Raw genomic sequence first — 17785 nt, forward strand, 5'->3', positions numbered from 1 at the left:
ACATCGGCGTATCCGTACAGGGGCCGGTATCGACCGAACCATGAGCGCGCCGACGGTATTCGAAGCGACCGCACGGCGAGGCGACCTGTACGTGCCCATTCTTCGGTCCACACCGAAGTTTTCCGGGGAAACACTGGGAGACATGAGCATTTCGAATCCCGTTGTGGGGGAATCCGTCCGGGTGCGGCCGGGGCGGGTGTTGGGGGTGATGTGTGCGGGCATGTTCCTGGTGCTGCTGGACGTCACGATCGTCAATGTCGCGTTGCCGAGCATCGGGCACGGGTTGCGGTCGGATGTGTCGATGTTGCAGTGGGTCGTCGACGGATATGTGGTGGCCATCGCCGGGCTGCTGCTGGCGGGCGGCACCGTCGGCGATCGGATCGGGCATCGGCGGGTGCTGCTGACCGGGTTCGCGGTCTTCGGTATCGCCTCGCTGGTCTGTGCGCTCGCACCGGATATCGGCGTGCTGATCGGAGCGCGCATCGTGCAGGGCGTGGGCGGGGCGCTGCTGCTGCCGGGGACGATGGCGGTCATCGTGGAGGTGTTCCCGGATCGCGGTGCGCAGGCGCGCGCGCTCGGGACCTGGGCGGCGATCTCGTCGCTGGCGCTGCCCGCGGGTCCGCTGCTGGGCGGCCTGCTCACCGGCTGGTTCGGCTGGCGTCCGGTGTTCTGGATCAATGTGCCGCTGACCGTCCTGGTCATCCTCGCGACCTTGCGCACGGTGCCGCATCGTCCGGGCGTGGCACGTGAGCGGATCGATCTCGTCGGGCTGACCGGCTTCGTCCTCGGACTGGGCGGGCTGGTGTTCACCGTCATCTCGATCGGTCACCACGCCGGATGGCCGACGATCACCGCCGCGGCCGTGGTGACGATCGCGGCCCTGACCACCGCGCTGCTGTCCTCGGCCCGTAGCACGAATCCGGTACTCCCCTTGGATCTGTTGCGGCACAAGGACTTCCTGAGCCCCAACCTGGTGGCCCTGACCATGAACCTGATCTTCAACGGCCTGCTGTTCGTCACCAGCCTCTATCTCCAGGATGTCCTGGGCTATTCGCCGCTGTCGTCCGGCCTGGCGGTGCTGCCCCTCGCGGTGCCACTGGTCGTGCTCGCGCCGGTGTCCGGCCGCATCACCGCCCGCCGCGGCCCGCGCACCGCCGTGGCCCTCGGCTGCGTCCTCGCGATCCTCGGCACGCTGCTGCTGACCCGATTGCAGGCCGACGGCGGAATCGGTTGGCTGCTCACCGGATTCGGCGTGCTGGGCTGCGGCGCGGGCCTGATCACCGCCTCGGTCGTGGCCGCCGTGGTCCGCGCGACGCCCGCCGACCGCTCCGGCCTCGCGACGGGCACCTCCAACACCGCACGTCAGATCGGCACCGCCACCGGCGTCGCCGTCTTCGGCGCGGTCGCGGGCTCGCCCGCCAGCGGCCACTTCGTGCACTCGATCCACCTGCTGGCCGTGGCCTCCGCGATCGCCTGCGCCACGGCGCTGGTCGTCACCGGATACGGCGTCGCGGGACGTCCCGCGGACCACTGAACGAGCCGACACAGCAGCACTTCCCATCCACCGACCGGCCGCCGGGATAAACTTTCGAACGAACGAGCGAACCGGTCGGCAACGAAAGTGTGCGGGCGGAGGCCGAAGATACAGGTGGTGAGGATGACGACCGTGGGCGAGCAGACCGGGGTGCCCGACGATCTGCGCGACACCGTCACGTTCGAACTCGAGGAGCTCGACGAGACGGTGGCCACGATGGTGGCCGATCAGGCGCAGGAACGTCCGCGCGACGGCGAGTTCATCACCCAGCGGCTCGGCCTGGACGGCGAACGACCCGAAACGCTCACCCTCATCGGCGCTCGCTACGAACTGTCCCGAGATCGCGTGCGCCAGTTGTACACTCGCGCCGTCGGCCAGATGGTGCGGCGGGTGCAGGCCACCGGTCTGCCCGACACCGCGCTGTTCGCCGAACGCTATCCGGTCGGCTGGGGCGATCAACGTCTGGTGCGGACCCTGCTCGGCGAGATCTACGCGACCGATACCGATATCGCCGGACAGGACTGGGCCTACCTGCGGCTGCGACTGGCCGGACACGCCCTGCTGGACGCGAAACGCCTGGCGGGCTTCGTCTTCCAGCAGATCGCCGGATGGCAGCAGCGCGGCCGCTGGCACGCGGTCCCGCGATTCACCGAACCCGTTGCCGGACAGTTGATCCCGCTGATCCGCCGCACCGACTGGGCCGACGGCGACCCCGCGCCGCTACCGGAACTGCCACTGACCACGATCGACATCGCCGACGACGCCCGCGGCTCGATCTTCGCCGAAAAGCTCGGCCGCGAAACGAGTTTCGACACGGCCCTGGAGGCGCGACTGCTGCGCATGCTCGACGAGAGCGAACAGGTCGCCGCCTACCTCGAACGTCCCCTCGCGATCGACTATCGCCTCGACGAGATCGATCGCGTGCACTACCCCACCGCCGCCGCCCGGCTCACCGACGGACGCGCACTACTGATCGATGTCGTCCCGCTGGCCCGAATCGCGGTGCACGGCAACCGGATCAAACTCGCGGCCGCCCGCGCCGCGGCCCACGATCGCGGCTGGGGACATCTGGTGTTCACCGGCAGCCGACTCGGCGAACCCGACCTGCGCGCCCACCCGATCCCCGCGTACGCCGAGAACATCCTGCGCAACCGCCTGACCGAGAGCCCACTGGACTGGACCGAATTCCGCCGCTACCGCGACGAGACCGGCCTCCAGCTCACCGACCTGAGCGCGCTGACGCTGCGCCACGGCTGGCGCTGGGACCGCGGCCCGTTCCGGTTGAGCCGAGCGGGCTGACCGGCCGGACGCACCGGGTCGCCCCGGAATACCGGATCAGCGCAGGATCATCGCCGAAGCGACGAACGCCACGATGACCAGCATCGCGAAGCACGTGATCAACTGCCAGTGCGTCACCGCCGTGCGCTGCCGCTCGACCGTCAGGCGCAGGGTGGCATCGACCCGGCTGTGATCGGCCAGCCGCCGGCGCGCGGTGTCGAGTTCCTCGGCGACCTGCTCGGCCCGCTCCAGCCGGTGCATCAGCTTGTGCACCTGTTTGGCCTTGTCGCGGGTCGCCTTGCGCGCCAGGGCCAGTGCCGTGCGCTGGTTCACCAGTTCCTGACGCTGCTGCGCGATCACCGCGGCCTGGGTCCGCGTGTGCTGCTCCCACGTGCTCACCGTCGCCCAACCTCCTGCGGTCTCGTCGCGATATCCGAAGGCAACCTGCGCGGCGACCCACTCCTGCATGAATTCTCGCACCGTCCACGCCTGCTCCCGCGGTCGCGCGAGCCCGTTCGGCCCGGCCTCGAGCAGACCCGACACCACCCGGTAGTCGCAACCGTCGGCCGCGAAGTCGTCCACGGCCACACCGGGCACCTGCGCCACCCAGAATCCGGGCGGGCACAGCCACAGCACCTCGTCCACGCCGACCGCGCGCAGCCGGGCAGTGCGCTCGAGCGCGAAGCCGACATGCACCGGCGCACTGCACACTTCGATCGCGCAGAGCCGAGATCCGGTGCGCCACAACAGGCCCGGGGTCTGCGCGCCGACCGGCTTGTCCACCTCGGCGTCGTGCGCGCCCTCGGCCAGCAACCGGCCGCGCAACCAGTACTTGAAGCGCTGCACATCCCAGTGGCAGTCGCCGCAACCGGGTTCGCGGCACCGCTCGCCCGGCTGATGCCCGCGCGGATTCGGTTCCACCACAGGAAGACCCGACGGTTCGGGCGCGCTCAGCAGTAACGCCTGCCCCGTCCCGGAATCGACGCGTTTCTCACGTTCGGCCATGCTCGCACCTCGACGCTCGGCTCCGGCACGTGCCGGTGGTTCGGCCGTACCCACTGCCCACTCGCTACGCTCGCCCATGCGACCACCGCCCCTACACCGTGCACCGGCGGCACATCCGAAACCGCCCCCTCTAGAGTGCCGCAAAGATCGCCTCTCGGCACCGCGTCCTGACTACTTTCGTTATGCAACCGGGAGCCGCGCGTGATCATGAGCCCCGCCCACAGCACCAGCCGATCTCAGCGCTACTGTGTCCTGCTCGGCACACGACTCATCCGACCTCGACGCACGGCCGCATCCGGTCCTGCCCCACGGCCGCACCCAGTCCTTTCCCACGGCCGCACCCGGTCCCGACCCACAGCCACACCCAGTCCTGCCTCACAGCCGCACCCAGTCCTTTCCCACGGCCGCACCCAGTCCTGCCCCACAGCCACACCCAGTCCCGACCCACAGCCACACCCAGTCCCGACCCACAGCCACACCCAGTCCCGACCCACAGCCACACCCAGTCCCGACCCACGGCCACACCCGGTCCCGACCCACGGCCACACCCGGTCCCGACCCACAGCCACACCCGGTCCCGACCCACAGCCACACCCAGTCCCGACCCACAGCGGCATCCGGCCTCAACGCACGGCCGCATCCGGTCCCGACACCAGGCTGCATCCGGCCTCGGCACGTGACGGGGTCTGGTCTCGACCCACGGCCGTGTCCACGCTCGACGCGCGGCTGTGCCGACCTCGACGCGGGGCCGTTGCCGACCTCGACGCGGGGCCGTTGCCGACCTCGACGCGGCGATTTCGACCTTGGCGCGTCGAACCCCGGCCGCTACGCTGCGCTGATGAAGCCCACCGAATACACGAATGTATCGTCGCGGATCCGCGACGCGCGGGTGGCCAATTCGGTGGCCTTCGCACTCCAGGGGTTCTTCCTGGCCGTGATCCTCACCGAACTGCCGCAGGCGCAGTCGCGGTTCGGTCTGAGCGACACACTGATCCTGGTCGCGGTGGTGGTCATTTCGCTGTTGGCCGCGGCGGGAAGCGTGGTGGCCGAGCAGCTCGCGGTGCGGTGGTCGAGCCGGGTGACGTTGCGGATCGGGCTCGGGCTGATCGCGGTCACCGGTGTGGTCATCGCCTTCGCCCCCGATCAGCCGGTGTTGTTCGCGGCGCTGGGCGGGTACGGCGTCGCGGTCGGCATCGTCGACGCCAGCACCAATATGCAGGCGGTGTTCATCCAGCACGGCTACGGGCGGTTCGTGCTGTCCTCGTTCTACGCCGCGTGGAGTGCGGGCTCGATCCTCGGCGCACTGTTCGTCTCCGGATCCGAGAAACTCCACGTCACCTGGACCGAGGCGGTATTCGTCGCGGCGATGGTGGTGCTGCTGGCCGGGCTCGTCTCCGGACCGCGACTGCTGGGCACCCGGCAGGCCGAGGCCGAACCGACCGAGGCCGAGCACGCGGCCGTCGTCCCGCTGCGGGCCTACCTCATGCTGGGTCTGGCGATGGCGCTGGTGTTCGCGATCGATCTGGCCGTCGGCAACTGGTCGGCGCTGTATCTGAAGAACGAACTGCTGTCCTCTTCGGCGACCGCGGCCCTGGCGCTGGCCGCCTACCAGGGCGCATCGTTGCTGACCAGGCTCACCGGCGATCTGTGGGTGCGGCGGTTCGGGCCCCGCGCGGTCGTGCGCGTCGCCGCCGGAATCGGAATGATCGGACTGCTGATCGTGGTGTGCGCGCCCGGCCCGGTATCCGCGCTGATCGGCTTCCTGATCGCCGGAATCGGCCTGCCCGTGATCGCGCCGCTGTGCTTCAGCGAGGCCGGACGGCTCACCGGCGGCTCCGGCCTGGACGCGGTCATCGCTCGCCTGAACCTGTTCAACTACGCGGGCACCCTCATCGGCGGCGGCGTGGTCGGCGCGGTATCGGACCTGTCGAGTCTGCGCATCGGATTCGTCATACCGCTGCTGTTCGCCGCCGCGCTGATCGTGTTCGCCCGCACCTTCCACGCCCGCACGACCGCGCACGAACCGGACGAATCGACCTGACCGGTACGTCACGGCCCGGCGGCGCGGCCGATGTGATGCGATGGTTCGCGTGAACGACGACACCATGGTCACCGTGGACCGTGCCGGACTCTGGGACGCCGAGGCCATCTCCGATGTCGCGGCCGCGACCTTCCCACTCGCCTGTCCGCCCGGCCTGGCCACGGCCGATATCGAGACCTACATCGACGAGGCGCTCTCGGACGAACGGTTCGGCGACTATCTCAGCGACCCCGACCGCACCGTGCTCAAGGCGGTATCCGGCGGGCAGATCGTCGGCTACACCATGCTGATCGGGGGCGGCCCCACCGATCCGGTCGTCGCGGGCGCGGTGGACCTGCGGCCGGTGCTGGAGATCAACAAGATGTACGTGCTGTCCGGCCACCACGGCAGCGGGGTGTCCACCGCGCTGATGACCGCAGCCCTGGACCACGCCCGCGACCACGGCTACGCGGGCGCCTGGCTGGGCGTCAACCAGGACAACGCCCGCGCCCAGCGCTTCTACACCAAACGCGGCTTCCACGCCGTCGGCACCCGCACCTTCACCGTAGGCGACACCATCTGCCACGACTACCTCATGCAACACGCTTTGGAGCCTGCCGCTTCGACCTGAAATCCGTTCCAGCCGAACGTATTACGGTCCCACAGCCCCCCTACCCCACGAACGCACAGCCCCACGCACGACCCCACGAACGCACAGCCCCACGCACGACCCCACGAACGCACAGCCCCACGCACGCACGGCCCTACGCACGGACGCACGGGCACGACCCCACAGCCCCACGCACGAACGCACGCCCCACGGACACAGACGCACAAACGCACAGACGTGTGTTATCCGGTCAGGGTGCCACCCCTGGCAGTACCGACGACGCGGCGATCCGAACGACGCGATGTTCGCCCGCCGATCCGGTGATGGCGATCAGCGCAGCAGTTTGGCCTTCAACGCGGCGACATCGGCGTTGGTCAGCTTCAGACCTTGATGGACGTAGTTGTCGAAACTGCCGTAGGACTTGTCGACCTGGGCGAAGGCAGCGTCCAGGGCCGACTGGGAGACGCCGTTGACCATGTCGCCGGGGCGCGCGTTGCGGTAGTAGTTCGACAGCATGAAGTCGTAGTCGACCGTCTTGCGATCCACACCCAGGACGGTCAGCAGCACCGCGGACATCCAACCGGTGCGGTCCTTACCCGCGCTGCAGTGATATAGCACCGCCTCGCCGGGTGTGCGGGCGATATCGCGCAGCACGTTCGCGAAACTCTGATTCGCCCCCGGCGCGGTGATGAACGCCTGGTACAGGTCGCTCCCCGCGAACATGCTCGAGGCCAGCACCTGCGGCGGCGCCTGCCCGATGATGTCGTCCCAGTTGGCGGTCGCACCGGCGGGCACCCGGTCCGGGGACAGCATCCGCTCGTACGAGGTCCGCAGATCGTCGATGTAGCGGACCTTGCGCGCGGTGAGAGCACCCAGATCGGCACTCGTCGCCTTGCTCAGGTCGCCGGTGCGGAACACCAGGCCGGTGCGCACCACCCGACCGTCGGCCGTGCGGTATCCACCCAGGTCACGGGCGTTCGCCACACCCTGTAGCGGCAGGGCGCGCTGCGTGGTGGTGTCCAGGACCGATGCGGTAGCCGCGGGCGGATCGGCGGCCAGGGCGGTGCCCACCGCGGGTCCCAGGGCGATGGTCGCGGCGGCGACCACCGCGGCGGTGACGCGAATCGAACGATGGCCCATCACAGCTCCGATCTGCTCGGGTCGGCGACCCGCACGATGCCGGCCACCGTCATCCTGAACGACCGTCCAGGTTTTTTCGTACCGCACGTGACGGTACCCCGGGAGACCGTCCGATCAGCTCGCGGGCACCTCGAATCTAGAGAGGGCGAGCAACCGGGAAATGGCACGCAGGTACTTCTTGCGATAACCGCCGTCGAGCATCTCCTGCGAGAAGATCGCGTCCAGCTTCGCCCCGGACACCGTCACCGGAATGCCCGCGTCGTAGAGCCGGTCGGCCAGCACGACCACCCGCAACGCCACCGCCTGATCGCTCACCTCGTGCACGTCCGCGATGAACACCGCGCTCACTCCGGAGATCAGCGCGCCGAACCGCGAGGGGTGCAGGGTGCTCAGATGCTTCAGCAGCGCGTCGAAGTCGTCGAGCGTGGCACCCGGTGTGGCCGCGGCCTTCTCGGCCAGCAGCTCGGGCGCGGTCGGTTCGGGCGCGGGCGGCAGATCGCGATGCCGGTAGTCCGGGCCGTCCACCCGCACCGTCTCGAACAGCGAACCCAGCTTCTTGATCTCGCGCAGGAAATCCTGTGCGGCGAAACGTCCCTCACCGAGCTGACTGGGCAACGTGTTGGAGGTCGCCGCGACCGACACGCCGCGCGCGGTCAACTCCGTCAGCAGCCGCGAGACCAGCGTGGTGTCACCCGGATCGTCGAGTTCGAACTCATCGATGCACAGCACGCTGTTGCTCGCGAGCCGGTCCACCGCGTTCGTGAACCCCAGCGCGCCCACCAGATTGGTGAGCTCACCGAAGGTGCCGAACGATCTCGGCGCGGGCGAGGCGTGGAAGATCGAGGCCAGCAGGTGCGTCTTACCGACGCCGAAGCCGCCGTCCAGATACAGACCCGCGCCCTGCACCTGCTTCTTCTTGCCGAACAGGCTCTTGCGGTTCGAGGCCGCGTGGATCGACGCGACCCGACCGGCGAAATCGCGCGCCTTGCGCACGGCCTCGGCCTGACTCGGCTCGTTCGGGTCCGGAATGTACGAGTCGAAGCTCACCTCGTCGAATGTGGGCGGGGGCACCATCTGGGCGATGAGTTGATCGGCCGGAACTTCCGGATGGCGATCGACGAGGCGTTGCTGCACGCAAGTAGCGTACTGACGTGGTGTGATCGGTGCTTATGCAGCGTGTGCCCAATGCGATCCAGTTCACAACCCTGGGGCCGGACGAGCTCCTGCGGCTGTACGCCTATCCCGCCGCCCTCGAATCCCCTTGGATCCGAGTCAACTTCGTCACCAGCATCGACGGCGCGGCCACCGTCGACGGACGGTCCGGTGCGCTGGGCAGTGCGGCCGACCGCGCGGTGTTCGAAATTCTGCGGGATCTGGCCGATGTGGTGCTGGTCGGCGCGGGGACGGCGCGTCAGGAGAACTACGGCGGCGCGCACACCGACGCGCACCGCCGCCAGCGCCTGTTCCACCACGGCCTCGGCGGCAGTCCGGACGGCGCCCCGCCCCCGATCGCGGTGGTGACCGCGAGCGCGTCGCTGGATCCGGCCGGACGGCTGTTCACCGACACCGCGCGCCCGCCGATGATCCTCACCACCGCCGGCGCACCGGCCAACCGCAAACGCGCCCTCGCCGACGCCGGCGCCGAGGTGATCGAATGCGGCGACACCGGGGTGGCCGCACCGGACATTCGCGCGGCCCTCGCCGAACGCGGCTTGCTGCGCGTGCTGTGCGAGGGCGGCCCCTCGCTGTTCGGCGACCTGATCGCCGCGGGCGTCGTCGAGGAACTCTGCCTCACCGCATCGCCGCTGCTCATCGGCGGTACCGCGGGCCGAATTGCGAAGTCCCCCAAGGCGTTGCCGACCCCGATGACGTTGCGGCACGCACTGCTGGACGACGACGGCACCATCCTGACCCGCTGGGAACGCGTCCGCACCCAAGGCTGAAAGCGCCCACCGGACCTGGCAGGCTGTATCGCATGCGCAGGACTCGAGCCGCACTGCTGGCATCGTCATCGCTGACGATCCTCCTCACCGCCGCCTGCGGCGCCGGCCCGTCCGATCGTCCGGGAATCGCCGAGGTCCGCCCGCATTCCGGCGGCTCGGCCGCCACCAGCAGCTCGGCCCCCGCCGCACCGCCGTCCGCCGAGGTGCCCAAGACGGATCTGGCCTGGCACGACTGCGCGGCCGCGACGTTCACCAAGCTCGGCCTGGGCGCACCACCGGCCGGACTGATCTTCGAGTGCGGCGACTACTCCACCCCGATCGATGCCGGGGGCGCGGTGCTGGGCACCTTCCGCAACGCCGCGGTCCGCGCCCGGCTGCCGCAGACTCCCGCGACCGCCACGCCCCTGGTGCTGACCTCCGGCGCGGACCGGTCCTCCACCGCGACCCTCGCCGGACTGGTCACCGGCCCCACCTCGGCGGTGCTGGCCGCGCATCCGATCGTCGCGGTGGACCGGCGCGGCCTGGGCGGCTCCCAGCCGATCAACTGCCTGGACGACGACACCCGGCGCAGCCTCGCGGACAACGACCAGTCCGCCAAGGGCAACCGGATCGGTGCGATGGCCAAGGTCAGCCAGGACGCCACCATCGCGTGTCAGGACTTCCTGCAGCCCTATCAGGCCACCTTCGACGCCGCCCACGCCGCCGACGACATCGATCAACTGCGCAAGCAGTGGCAGGTCGACCACATCGCGTTGCTGGGCACCGGCGACGGCGCGCGCGTCGCGCTGGCCTATTCGGCCAAGTACGGCGAGCATCTGGCCCGCCTGGTCCTGGACACCCCGATAGCCGCCAACGCCGATTCCGCGACCCGCGCCGAACAGCGCGTCAAGGGGTCCGAGGCGGCGCTGACCGCGTTCGCCCAGCACTGCGCGGCGTTGAACTGCTCGCTCGGCAGCGATCCGCGCGGCGCGATCATCACGCTGGTCAACCGCGCCGCCGCCAACCAGCTCGGCGGCATCTCCGCGAACGAGCTGCTGACCGGCGTCTCCGGATTCCTCGCCGAACCGCGCGCCGATCAGGCCGATCACACCACCGACCTGGCCGACGCGTTGTCCGCGGCGGGCAACGGCGACACCACCGCCCTGAATCAGCTGATCACCCGGGAATCGGCCGCCACCGACGCCGACGGGCAGTTCGTCTCGGCGTGTAGCGACAACCAGAAACCGGCGACCCCGGACCGGGTCAAACAGCTCGAAACCGCTTGGGCCAAGCAGTATCCCGTGTTCGGTGAGGCGACCGCGATCGGTCTCATGGCCTGTACCGCGTGGCCGACCCCGAATCCGGCGCAACTGCCCCGCACGTTCGCGCTGCCGACCCTGGTATTGGGCAACGACGCGAATCCGATCGCGGGCAGCGACGCGCGTCCCTCGGTCACCGGCGCGCTCGCCAGCGCGGGGGCCAAGACGTCCACGGTCACCTGGCAGGGCTGGGGTTACCCGGTATTCACTCACTCGGCCTGCGTGCAGCAGAACCTGGTCGGTTACCTGAAGGATGCCGCCCTGCCCGCAGACGGCACCGCCTGCCCCGCCTGACGACGTAAAGGCCCGCAGGCCACACAGACACGCCACGACGCGGTTTCAGGCGGGTCCGAGCAACGGGCTGGGTACTTTCCGGTGTACCGTGCCCCAGTGTTCCTTCGTCAGCTCGAGCCACGCACCGCTCGTACGACCTCCGAGGTCCTGAACTTCGCACTCTGGCCGTTCGCGGTCATGACAGTGCTGCATCAGGTCATCGTCAAGGCGACGAACTTCAACATCACCGACGATTTCGCGCCGGTGTACAAGGCGTCCCTGGCTTTCCTCAACGGACGGCCGATCTACGCCGAGAACTTCGACCTGGTCGACCCGCACTACCTGTATCCGCCGAGCGGGACGCTGCTCATCGCGCCGCTGGCGATCATCGACCCGGAACGGTCGAAATGGTGCTTCGACTCGCTCAACGCGATCGCGATGCTGATCGCGTGGCTGCTGCTGCTCAAGCTGTTCAAGCTGAGTATCAAGTCCTATGCCGCGCCGCTGACGCTGCTGCTCATGTTCTCCTCCGAAACCGTCATCAACACACTGGCTTTCGGCAATGTGAACGGGTGCATCCTGCTCGCGGAGGTGCTGTTCATCGCGCTGCTGCTGAGCCGCCGGGAGTGGTGGGCCGGGGTGGTGATGGGTCTGTCGATCGCGGTGAAGCCGACGTTGGCTCCGATGTTGCTGATACCGCTGATGCGGCGGCAGTGGAAGGTCTTCGTGCCCGCGATCGGTATTCCGGTCGTGCTGACGGCCATCGCGCTGCCGCTGATCAAGGATCCGATGGATTATCTGAATCGGACCATGCCGTATTCGATCCAGGCCCGCGACTACTTCAACAGCTCGATTCCGGGCATCTCCGCGTATCTGGGTCTGCCGTCGCTGCTGACCTGGGGTATCCGGATCGGTATGGGTGTGCTCGTGCTGGTCTCGCTGTGGCTGCTGTACCGGTACTACCGCAACGACGAGTTGTTCTTCATCTGCACCAGTTCCGGTGTCCTGCTGCTGGCCGAGTTCCTGATCAGCGGCCTGGGCCAGCAGTACTACTCGATGCTGCTGTTCCCGTTCCTGATGACGGTGGTGCTGCGCAATTCGGTGCTGCGGAACTGGCCCGCCTGGCTGGCGATATTCGGCTTCACCACCTTCGACAAGTGGCTGCTGGACCACTGGCAGAGCATCGGCCGGGATCTGGAGTACCTGCGGATCACCTTCGGCTGGGCGCTGCTGCTGTTCGTGACGTTCTGCGTCCTCGGCGACCGGTATCTGGCCGCACGCCGCGAGGGCAGGCTCGATTCCGGCATCGACCCGACATTCCTGCTCCCCGAACACAACCCGGCAACCCTGCCGGACGCGCCCCGCCCGCCGCGCTCCCCCGCGCCCTCGGCTCCCGCGCCGACCGACCTGGCCGACCCCGACGACGAGCAACCCACCACCGCGCCGAACGAGGCCGGGGTACTGCGCTGAGCCGATTCGAATATCCGTCCGGCAGCGACCGGTGGTACTTCAGCCCGGCCTGAGCCCGGCCCACTCGCGCGCGCCTCGGCCCGGCGGCGCGGTCAGCCGACTCATTAGAATCGGGGCATGAGTTCCGAGTCCGAAACGTCGTCGCCCGCACCCAAGATCGTGCTCACCCCGCAGGAATGGCGGGCCAAACTCACCCCGCAGGAGTACGCGGTCCTCCGCGAGGCCGGCACCGAACGCCCCTACACCGGCGAATACACCGACACCGAAACCGCCGGCGTCTACCAGTGCCGCGCCTGCGGCGCCGAACTGTTCCGCAGCACCGAGAAGTTCCACTCCCACTGTGGCTGGCCCTCGTTCTTCGACCCCGCCGACTCGGACGCGGTGATCCTGCGCACCGACGACACCCTCGGCATGCGCCGCGTCGAGGTACTCTGCGCCAACTGCCACAGCCACCTCGGCCACGTCTTCGAGGGCGAGGGCTACCCCACCCCGACCGACAAGCGATACTGCATCAACTCGATCTCGCTGCGCCTGACGCCGTCGGAGGGGCCCACCAGCTGACACCCCAGTCGACCGCTGACCGAAGTTGCTGTGGCACTTCAGTGCTGTTTTTTCATAATCGAACATATGTTCGTTAATGAGGTAGGCTGCTGCGCGTGAACACACATTCGACCGCGTTGGCACCGGATGCCGCGCCACAGAGATGGTCGGACCTGGCCGATGTCGACCTGCTGCGCACCCTCGTCGAAACCGAACGCCGTCGGCGTCGATTGGGTGCGGCCATGGTCGCGGCCGTCGCCGAGGCCGAGCGCCGCGGTCTCGCCGCCGACACCGGATACCGGGACACCGCGGATCTGTTGAGTGATCTGCTGCGGATCAGTGCCGCCGAGGCGCGTCGACGCATCGAATACGCCGCTCCGCGCGCCCGCTCACGCGTCAAGAAGGCGTGGCGGGCCGTCGCGCTGGCGGGTTGAGCTCGTAGGCCGCCTGGGCGGCGTCAGCTTTCGAGGTAGGCGACCAGGGAGCCGATCAGGCCGTCGAGTGCGTCGTCGAGGTCGCCGTAGGTGCCCAGGGTCCGCTCGGAGGTGATGCCGCGCATCGCGGCGGGGATGAGTGCGGCGACCTGCCGGATCTTGAGCGCGTCCACCTCGAGGTCGGCGAAGGCGCGTTCGCAGGCGGAGTCCCAGTGGGGTTTCCAGGACGACAGTTCGGCGGCGGTCAGGGGGAAGTCGCGCTCGAGTTCGGCGTTGTCGCGCGGGAGGGCGGCGCGCAGGGTCTCGATCGCCAGGGATTCGGGCCGGCGCAGGCCCGCGGCCATCGCGTGGATGAGGGCGGACACCCGTTCGTGCAACGTGCCGTCGGGTTTGATACCCGCGGGCAGATCACCGCGTTTGTCGGCGGTGTAGCGCAGCACCGCGGCCCACAGGCCGTCGATATCACCGAACTGATACTTGACCACACCCCAGGTCGCGCCGATATCGCGCGCGATCCGGTTCCCCGAAACCGCGGCGGGATCGCCGGTGGCCAGCGAGGTGATCGCCGCCTCGAGCATGCTCTCCCGCGAGGCGATCCCCCGCTTGTTCGCGCGTCGCCCACCTACCGCCACTTCCGTCACAATTGCCGATTGTACGGCTCGTGACCAGGGAGTCCCAGCTTTCACAGAGGGCTCTTGTTTTATTTCATAGAGGGTTCTACGCTAACCATTGTCGCTCGGCGAGGGCTTGTCCCGCAGTGGATTCCGGTACCGAGCAGCTCCCCGTGGTGCCCGCGAAGGTTCTGGAGGTCCGAGATGGCGAAACCGCCACTGTCGATGGAGCCGACAGGCTGGTTCCAAGTGGCCTGGTGCGCCGAGATCACCGTCGGCGCGGTACACCGGATGAAATATTTCGGCCGCGAGATGGTCGCCTGGCGCTCGGCGTCGGGCCGGGTCGCGGTATTCGACGCCTACTGCGAACATCTCGGGGCGCACCTGGGCTACGGCGGCCATGTCGAGGGCGAGAATCTCGTCTGCCCGTTCCACGGCTGGGAATGGAACCGCGAGGGCCGCAACGTGTGCATCCCGTACGAGAGCCACCCGAACAAGGGCCGCCGGATCCGCAGCTACCCGGTCCTCGAACGGAACGAAGCGGTATGGATCTGGTACGACATCGACGGGCGCGCACCGTATTTCGACGTTCCGGACATCTTCGCCGCGTTCGGCGACGGCAAGACCGCCGCCGACTACTACCCGCCGGTGCCCGCGGCCACACTGTTCCGGGAGGGACAGGAACTGCACCCGCAGTACGTCATGGAGAACGGCGTCGACTTCGCGCACTTCAAGTTCGTGCACAAGACGCCGTTCGTCCCGGAGTTCACCCGGCACGACTTCTCCGGTCCGGTGTCGTACGTCGATTTCACCATCGCGTTCGACGAGGGAGTGGCCGAGGACGAGGTGAACAGCGGCGTCGAGTCGATCAACGCCGGGCTGGGATGCTCGGTCACCAAGAGCTGGGGCATGGTCGACAACCGCACCATGCCCGCGGTGACCCCCGTGGACGAATTCACCTCCGATGTCCGGTTCACCGTGTGGATCGGCCGCAAACCCGGCGACGACAGCCCCGAGATCAGCCGCTACGGCAAGACGATGGCCGATTTCGTCATCGAGCAGTTCGCCGCGGACGTGCACATCTGGTCCCATCAGCGCTACTCGGACCCACCGGCGTTGTCGCGCAAGGAATTCCAGGGATTCACCGCCCTGCGCGCATGGGCGCGGCAGTTCTACCCCGACGCCGCGCCCATCAGCTGACACCCCTCCCCCATGACAGAAAGGCGTCACGCCATGAGCACTTCCGGCAAGGTCCGGGTATTCCAGGTCGCCACCGGCAACCTCGGCACCGAGATGATCGGCCGCATCCGCGCTCATCGTGATCTGGAACTCGTTGGGCTGCACTGCTATTCGCCTGAGAAGATCGGCCGGGACGCGGGTGGGATCGTCGGTATCGATCCGGTCGGGGTGATCGCCACCGGGACGGTCGAGGAGATCATCGCCGCCCGGCCCGACGTGCTGACCTTCCACGGCGTGTTCCCGGACGAGGACCTCTACGAGAAGGTCCTCGAAGCGGGGATCAACGTGGTGACCACCGCCGACTGGATCACCGGATACCACCGCGACAAGAACCACCCGCACCCCTCGGGCCGCAAGGTCAGCGAGGTCATCCAGGCCGCCTGCGAACGCGGGAACTCGACCTTCTACGGCACCGGCATGAACCCGGGCCTGAACCAGATCCTCGGAATCGTGCACAGCGCGGACGTTTCCGAGATCGAGAACGTCACCACCATCGAATCGGTCGACGTCTCCTGCCACCACTCGGTCGACACCTGGAAGGCCGTCGGCTACGGCCGCCCGATCGACGATCCGACCATCCCGGACTCGCTCTACAAGTACACCGCGGTGTTCGCCGACGCGGTCCACCTGATGGCCGACGCGTTCGACCTCGAACTCGACGAGGTGAAATTCAGCTACGAACTCGGCGCCTGTACCAAGGACGTCGACCTGGGCTGGTACTTCATGCCCAAGGGCTCACTCGGCGCCAACTACATCAAATATCAGGGCATGGTCGACGGGGTGTCCCGGGTGGAGACCCACCTCGAATGGCAGATGACCCCCCACACCGATCCGTCCTGGGAGATCAAGGGCTGCTACATCACCCAGGTGACCGGCGATCCCAACATCTACAGCAAGCACATGATCTTCCCCCGCAAGGGATTCGACCTGTCCAACCCGGAGAACTTCGCCTCCATCGGCATGACCGTCACCGGCCTGCCCGCACTGAACTCGATCAAATCCGTCGTCGCCGCCCGTCCGGGGATCATCACCAGCGCGGATCTGCCACTGCGCAGCTTCGCCGGGCGATTCAACATCTGAGCGACACCCGGGCCGCGGACTGTTGGTCGGCAACTGCCAGGGCGATCGCCGACCAACGCCGCCCCGAACCGCTGCCACCGGTGTCGGTTCATGCCGTCATCGCCGCGACCGCCAGGGAATCAGCGCCGTGACCGCGAGCGCGATCAGCATGATGCCGTAGCCGGTCGCGGTGGTCAGCAGGCCGACGGTGGTCGCGATGACGCCCGCCGCGACGGCCGGGATGCAGAACGCGAGGTAGCTGAGCACGTAGAACGCGGCGACGAGCTTGCCGCGTTCGGTGGCCGGGGCGAGCGGGAAGACGGTGCGGGTGATGCCCTGAAAGCTTGCGCCGAAGCCGATCCCGGCGATCACCGTGCCCACGAACAGCAGCGTCGGCGATCCGGTCCGAACCGCCGCGATGGTCACCGCGATCCCGATCGCCAGCGCGGCGGCGGCCGAACGCATCACCAGGCCCGCCTCGACCGTGCGCAGCAGCCAGATCGCCGCCGCGCCCACCCCGGCCAGCGTGAACACCAGCAGCCCGCCGAGCAGGATCGAGTTCGAGCCGGTGACCACCCGGACCAGGCTCGGGCCGAGCGAGAGGTAGAAACCGCTCAACGCCCACGCCGCGATGTCCAGAAGTGCGGTGGCCGCGAACGCTTTTCGCGCCGCGGCCGGGATACCGACTCTCGGGCGCAGCGCCGCCCGTGCGCCGGGAATCATCGGCGAGGTCTCGGCCACCAGGATCGTGCCGATCGCCTCGACCGCGAAGAACACGATCAACACCAGGTACACGGTCTGCCGCGGCCACGGCAGGAACTGGACCAGTGCCGCGGAACCGAGCCCGCCGACGGCCAGGCCCGCCACCGGAGCGATGCTGTTCACGATCGGCCCGTGTGGCCGTTCCGCGTCCAGGATCGCCGCGGCCAGCGCACCGGTCGCCGCGCCGGTCGCGATGCCCTGCACCATCCGCGCCACGATCAGCAACCCGACGCCGTTCGCGGTGCTGAACACCAGCATGGCCGCGACGTCCAGCGCGATGGCCACGAGGATCACCGGGCGGCGTCCCACGTGGTCGGACAGCGATCCGACGGTCAGCAGCGCCAGCAGCAGGCAGACCGCGTAGACGCCGAAGATCACCGTCAGCATGCCCGCGGAGAACGCCCAGTGCGCCTGGTAGACGCGATAGAGCGGGGTCGGCGCGCTGGATGCGGCGAGGAACGTCAGCATGGTCGCCGCGGGCAGGACGGTGGCCAGCCCGGACGATATGCGCCGGGTGGCCGGAGCGATCAGCATGGAGAACCCTCACGTCGGTTAAAGCAGAGACTATT

At 68.4% G+C, this 17785-nt stretch carries 16 protein-coding genes; 11 read left to right on the top strand and 5 right to left on the bottom strand.

Annotated features, from left to right (window positions below; genetic code table 11):
* Positions 1 to 142: 142 nt before the first annotated feature.
* Both NRB20_RS02950 and NRB20_RS02955 read left to right on the top strand, forming a co-directional pair.
* The gene (locus tag NRB20_RS02950; RefSeq protein ID WP_153407569.1) at positions 143 to 1534 is read left to right on the top strand and encodes an MFS transporter; all 1392 of its coding nucleotides are present in this window, start codon (positions 143 to 145) and stop codon (positions 1532 to 1534) included.
* Positions 1535 to 1657: 123 nt separating this feature from the next.
* On the top strand, positions 1658 to 2833 hold the full coding sequence (locus NRB20_RS02955) for a sigma-70 family RNA polymerase sigma factor (protein ID WP_153407570.1): 1176 nt from the start codon (positions 1658 to 1660) through the stop codon (positions 2831 to 2833).
* A 36-nt stretch (positions 2834 to 2869) separates the two neighbouring features.
* Here the strand turns inward: NRB20_RS02955 and NRB20_RS02960 are convergent, their stop codons facing one another.
* Positions 2870 to 3817 carry a hypothetical protein gene (locus NRB20_RS02960; RefSeq protein ID WP_227833116.1) on the bottom strand — a complete coding sequence of 316 codons (948 nt, stop codon included), beginning with the start codon at positions 3815 to 3817 and terminating at the stop codon, positions 2870 to 2872.
* A gap of 838 nt (positions 3818 to 4655) precedes the next feature.
* Here NRB20_RS02960 and NRB20_RS02965 point away from each other — a divergent pair.
* Both NRB20_RS02965 and NRB20_RS02970 read left to right on the top strand, forming a co-directional pair.
* Positions 4656 to 5858 (top strand): MFS transporter, encoded by a 1203-nt coding sequence (locus NRB20_RS02965; RefSeq protein WP_153407571.1) that lies wholly within the window; start codon positions 4656 to 4658, stop codon positions 5856 to 5858.
* A gap of 40 nt (positions 5859 to 5898) precedes the next feature.
* On the top strand, positions 5899 to 6468 hold the full coding sequence (locus NRB20_RS02970; RefSeq protein ID WP_227833117.1) for a GNAT family N-acetyltransferase: 570 nt from the start codon (positions 5899 to 5901) through the stop codon (positions 6466 to 6468).
* A 309-nt stretch (positions 6469 to 6777) separates the two neighbouring features.
* On the opposite strand, the gene NRB20_RS02975 is transcribed toward NRB20_RS02970, so the two are convergent.
* Positions 6778 to 7587, bottom strand: coding sequence for a tyrosine-protein phosphatase (locus NRB20_RS02975; protein ID WP_153407572.1), 810 nt, complete (start codon positions 7585 to 7587; stop codon positions 6778 to 6780).
* Between the two features lie 114 nt (positions 7588 to 7701).
* Positions 7702 to 8721: a cell division protein ZapE gene (gene zapE / locus NRB20_RS02980; RefSeq protein WP_319944374.1), complete on the bottom strand. Its 1020-nt coding sequence runs from the start codon at positions 8719 to 8721 to the stop codon at positions 7702 to 7704.
* 35 nt (positions 8722 to 8756) lie between these two features.
* Here zapE and NRB20_RS02985 point away from each other — a divergent pair, with 35 nt between their 5' ends.
* The 5 genes from NRB20_RS02985 to NRB20_RS03005 all read left to right on the top strand — a co-directional run bounded on the left by NRB20_RS02985 (position 8757) and on the right by NRB20_RS03005 (position 13545).
* A complete protein-coding gene (locus NRB20_RS02985) occupies positions 8757 to 9530 on the top strand; it encodes a pyrimidine reductase family protein (RefSeq protein WP_153407835.1) in 774 nt (257 codons plus the stop codon).
* 32 nt (positions 9531 to 9562) lie between these two features.
* Positions 9563 to 11122, top strand: a complete 1560-nt coding sequence (locus NRB20_RS02990; protein ID WP_153407573.1) for an alpha/beta fold hydrolase — start codon at positions 9563 to 9565, stop codon at positions 11120 to 11122.
* A gap of 96 nt (positions 11123 to 11218) precedes the next feature.
* A complete protein-coding gene (locus NRB20_RS02995; protein ID WP_319944375.1) occupies positions 11219 to 12571 on the top strand; it encodes a glycosyltransferase family 87 protein in 1353 nt (450 codons plus the stop codon).
* A 117-nt stretch (positions 12572 to 12688) separates the two neighbouring features.
* Positions 12689 to 13132, top strand: a complete 444-nt coding sequence (gene msrB, locus NRB20_RS03000) for a peptide-methionine (R)-S-oxide reductase MsrB (protein ID WP_153407574.1) — start codon at positions 12689 to 12691, stop codon at positions 13130 to 13132.
* A 95-nt stretch (positions 13133 to 13227) separates the two neighbouring features.
* Positions 13228 to 13545: a DUF222 domain-containing protein gene (locus NRB20_RS03005; RefSeq protein ID WP_319944376.1), complete on the top strand. Its 318-nt coding sequence runs from the start codon at positions 13228 to 13230 to the stop codon at positions 13543 to 13545.
* Positions 13546 to 13568: 23 nt separating this feature from the next.
* Here the strand turns inward: NRB20_RS03005 and NRB20_RS03010 are convergent, their stop codons facing one another.
* The gene (locus tag NRB20_RS03010) at positions 13569 to 14177 is read right to left on the bottom strand and encodes a TetR/AcrR family transcriptional regulator (RefSeq protein ID WP_406603779.1); all 609 of its coding nucleotides are present in this window, start codon (positions 14175 to 14177) and stop codon (positions 13569 to 13571) included.
* A 183-nt stretch (positions 14178 to 14360) separates the two neighbouring features.
* Here NRB20_RS03010 and NRB20_RS03015 point away from each other — a divergent pair, with 183 nt between their 5' ends.
* A complete protein-coding gene (locus tag NRB20_RS03015; protein WP_153407576.1) occupies positions 14361 to 15356 on the top strand; it encodes a Rieske 2Fe-2S domain-containing protein in 996 nt (331 codons plus the stop codon).
* A gap of 33 nt (positions 15357 to 15389) precedes the next feature.
* Entirely contained in the window at positions 15390 to 16475 is a 1086-nt protein-coding gene (locus tag NRB20_RS03020) for an NAD(P)H-dependent amine dehydrogenase family protein (RefSeq protein ID WP_153407577.1), read from the top strand.
* 96 nt (positions 16476 to 16571) lie between these two features.
* Here NRB20_RS03020 and NRB20_RS03025 read toward each other — a convergent pair whose 3' ends face one another.
* A complete protein-coding gene (locus NRB20_RS03025; RefSeq protein ID WP_153407578.1) occupies positions 16572 to 17750 on the bottom strand; it encodes an MFS transporter in 1179 nt (392 codons plus the stop codon).
* Positions 17751 to 17785: the final 35 nt, after the last annotated feature.

The sequence above is a fragment of the Nocardia macrotermitis genome (assembly GCF_009604405.1).
Lineage (GTDB): Bacteria > Actinomycetota > Actinomycetes > Mycobacteriales > Mycobacteriaceae > Nocardia > Nocardia macrotermitis.

Excerpts from the sequence above, each read along its gene's own strand:
- NRB20_RS02950 (WP_153407569.1), top strand. The coding sequence starts at position 143 with ATGAGCATTTCGAATCCCGTTGTGGGGGAATCCGTCCGGGTGCGGCCG.
- NRB20_RS02955 (WP_153407570.1), top strand. The coding sequence starts at position 1,658 with ATGACGACCGTGGGCGAGCAGACCGGGGTGCCCGACGATCTGCGCGAC.
- NRB20_RS02960 (WP_227833116.1), bottom strand. The coding sequence starts at position 3,817 with ATGGCCGAACGTGAGAAACGCGTCGATTCCGGGACGGGGCAGGCGTTA.
- NRB20_RS02965 (WP_153407571.1), top strand. The coding sequence starts at position 4,656 with ATGAAGCCCACCGAATACACGAATGTATCGTCGCGGATCCGCGACGCG.
- NRB20_RS02970 (WP_227833117.1), top strand. The coding sequence starts at position 5,899 with ATGGTTCGCGTGAACGACGACACCATGGTCACCGTGGACCGTGCCGGA.
- NRB20_RS02975 (WP_153407572.1), bottom strand. The coding sequence starts at position 7,587 with ATGGGCCATCGTTCGATTCGCGTCACCGCCGCGGTGGTCGCCGCCGCG.
- NRB20_RS02985 (WP_153407835.1), top strand. The coding sequence starts at position 8,757 with ATGCAGCGTGTGCCCAATGCGATCCAGTTCACAACCCTGGGGCCGGAC.
- NRB20_RS02990 (WP_153407573.1), top strand. The coding sequence starts at position 9,563 with ATGCGCAGGACTCGAGCCGCACTGCTGGCATCGTCATCGCTGACGATC.
- msrB (WP_153407574.1), top strand. The coding sequence starts at position 12,689 with ATGAGTTCCGAGTCCGAAACGTCGTCGCCCGCACCCAAGATCGTGCTC.
- NRB20_RS03015 (WP_153407576.1), top strand. The coding sequence starts at position 14,361 with ATGGCGAAACCGCCACTGTCGATGGAGCCGACAGGCTGGTTCCAAGTG.
- NRB20_RS03020 (WP_153407577.1), top strand. The coding sequence starts at position 15,390 with ATGAGCACTTCCGGCAAGGTCCGGGTATTCCAGGTCGCCACCGGCAAC.
- NRB20_RS03025 (WP_153407578.1), bottom strand. The coding sequence starts at position 17,750 with ATGCTGATCGCTCCGGCCACCCGGCGCATATCGTCCGGGCTGGCCACC.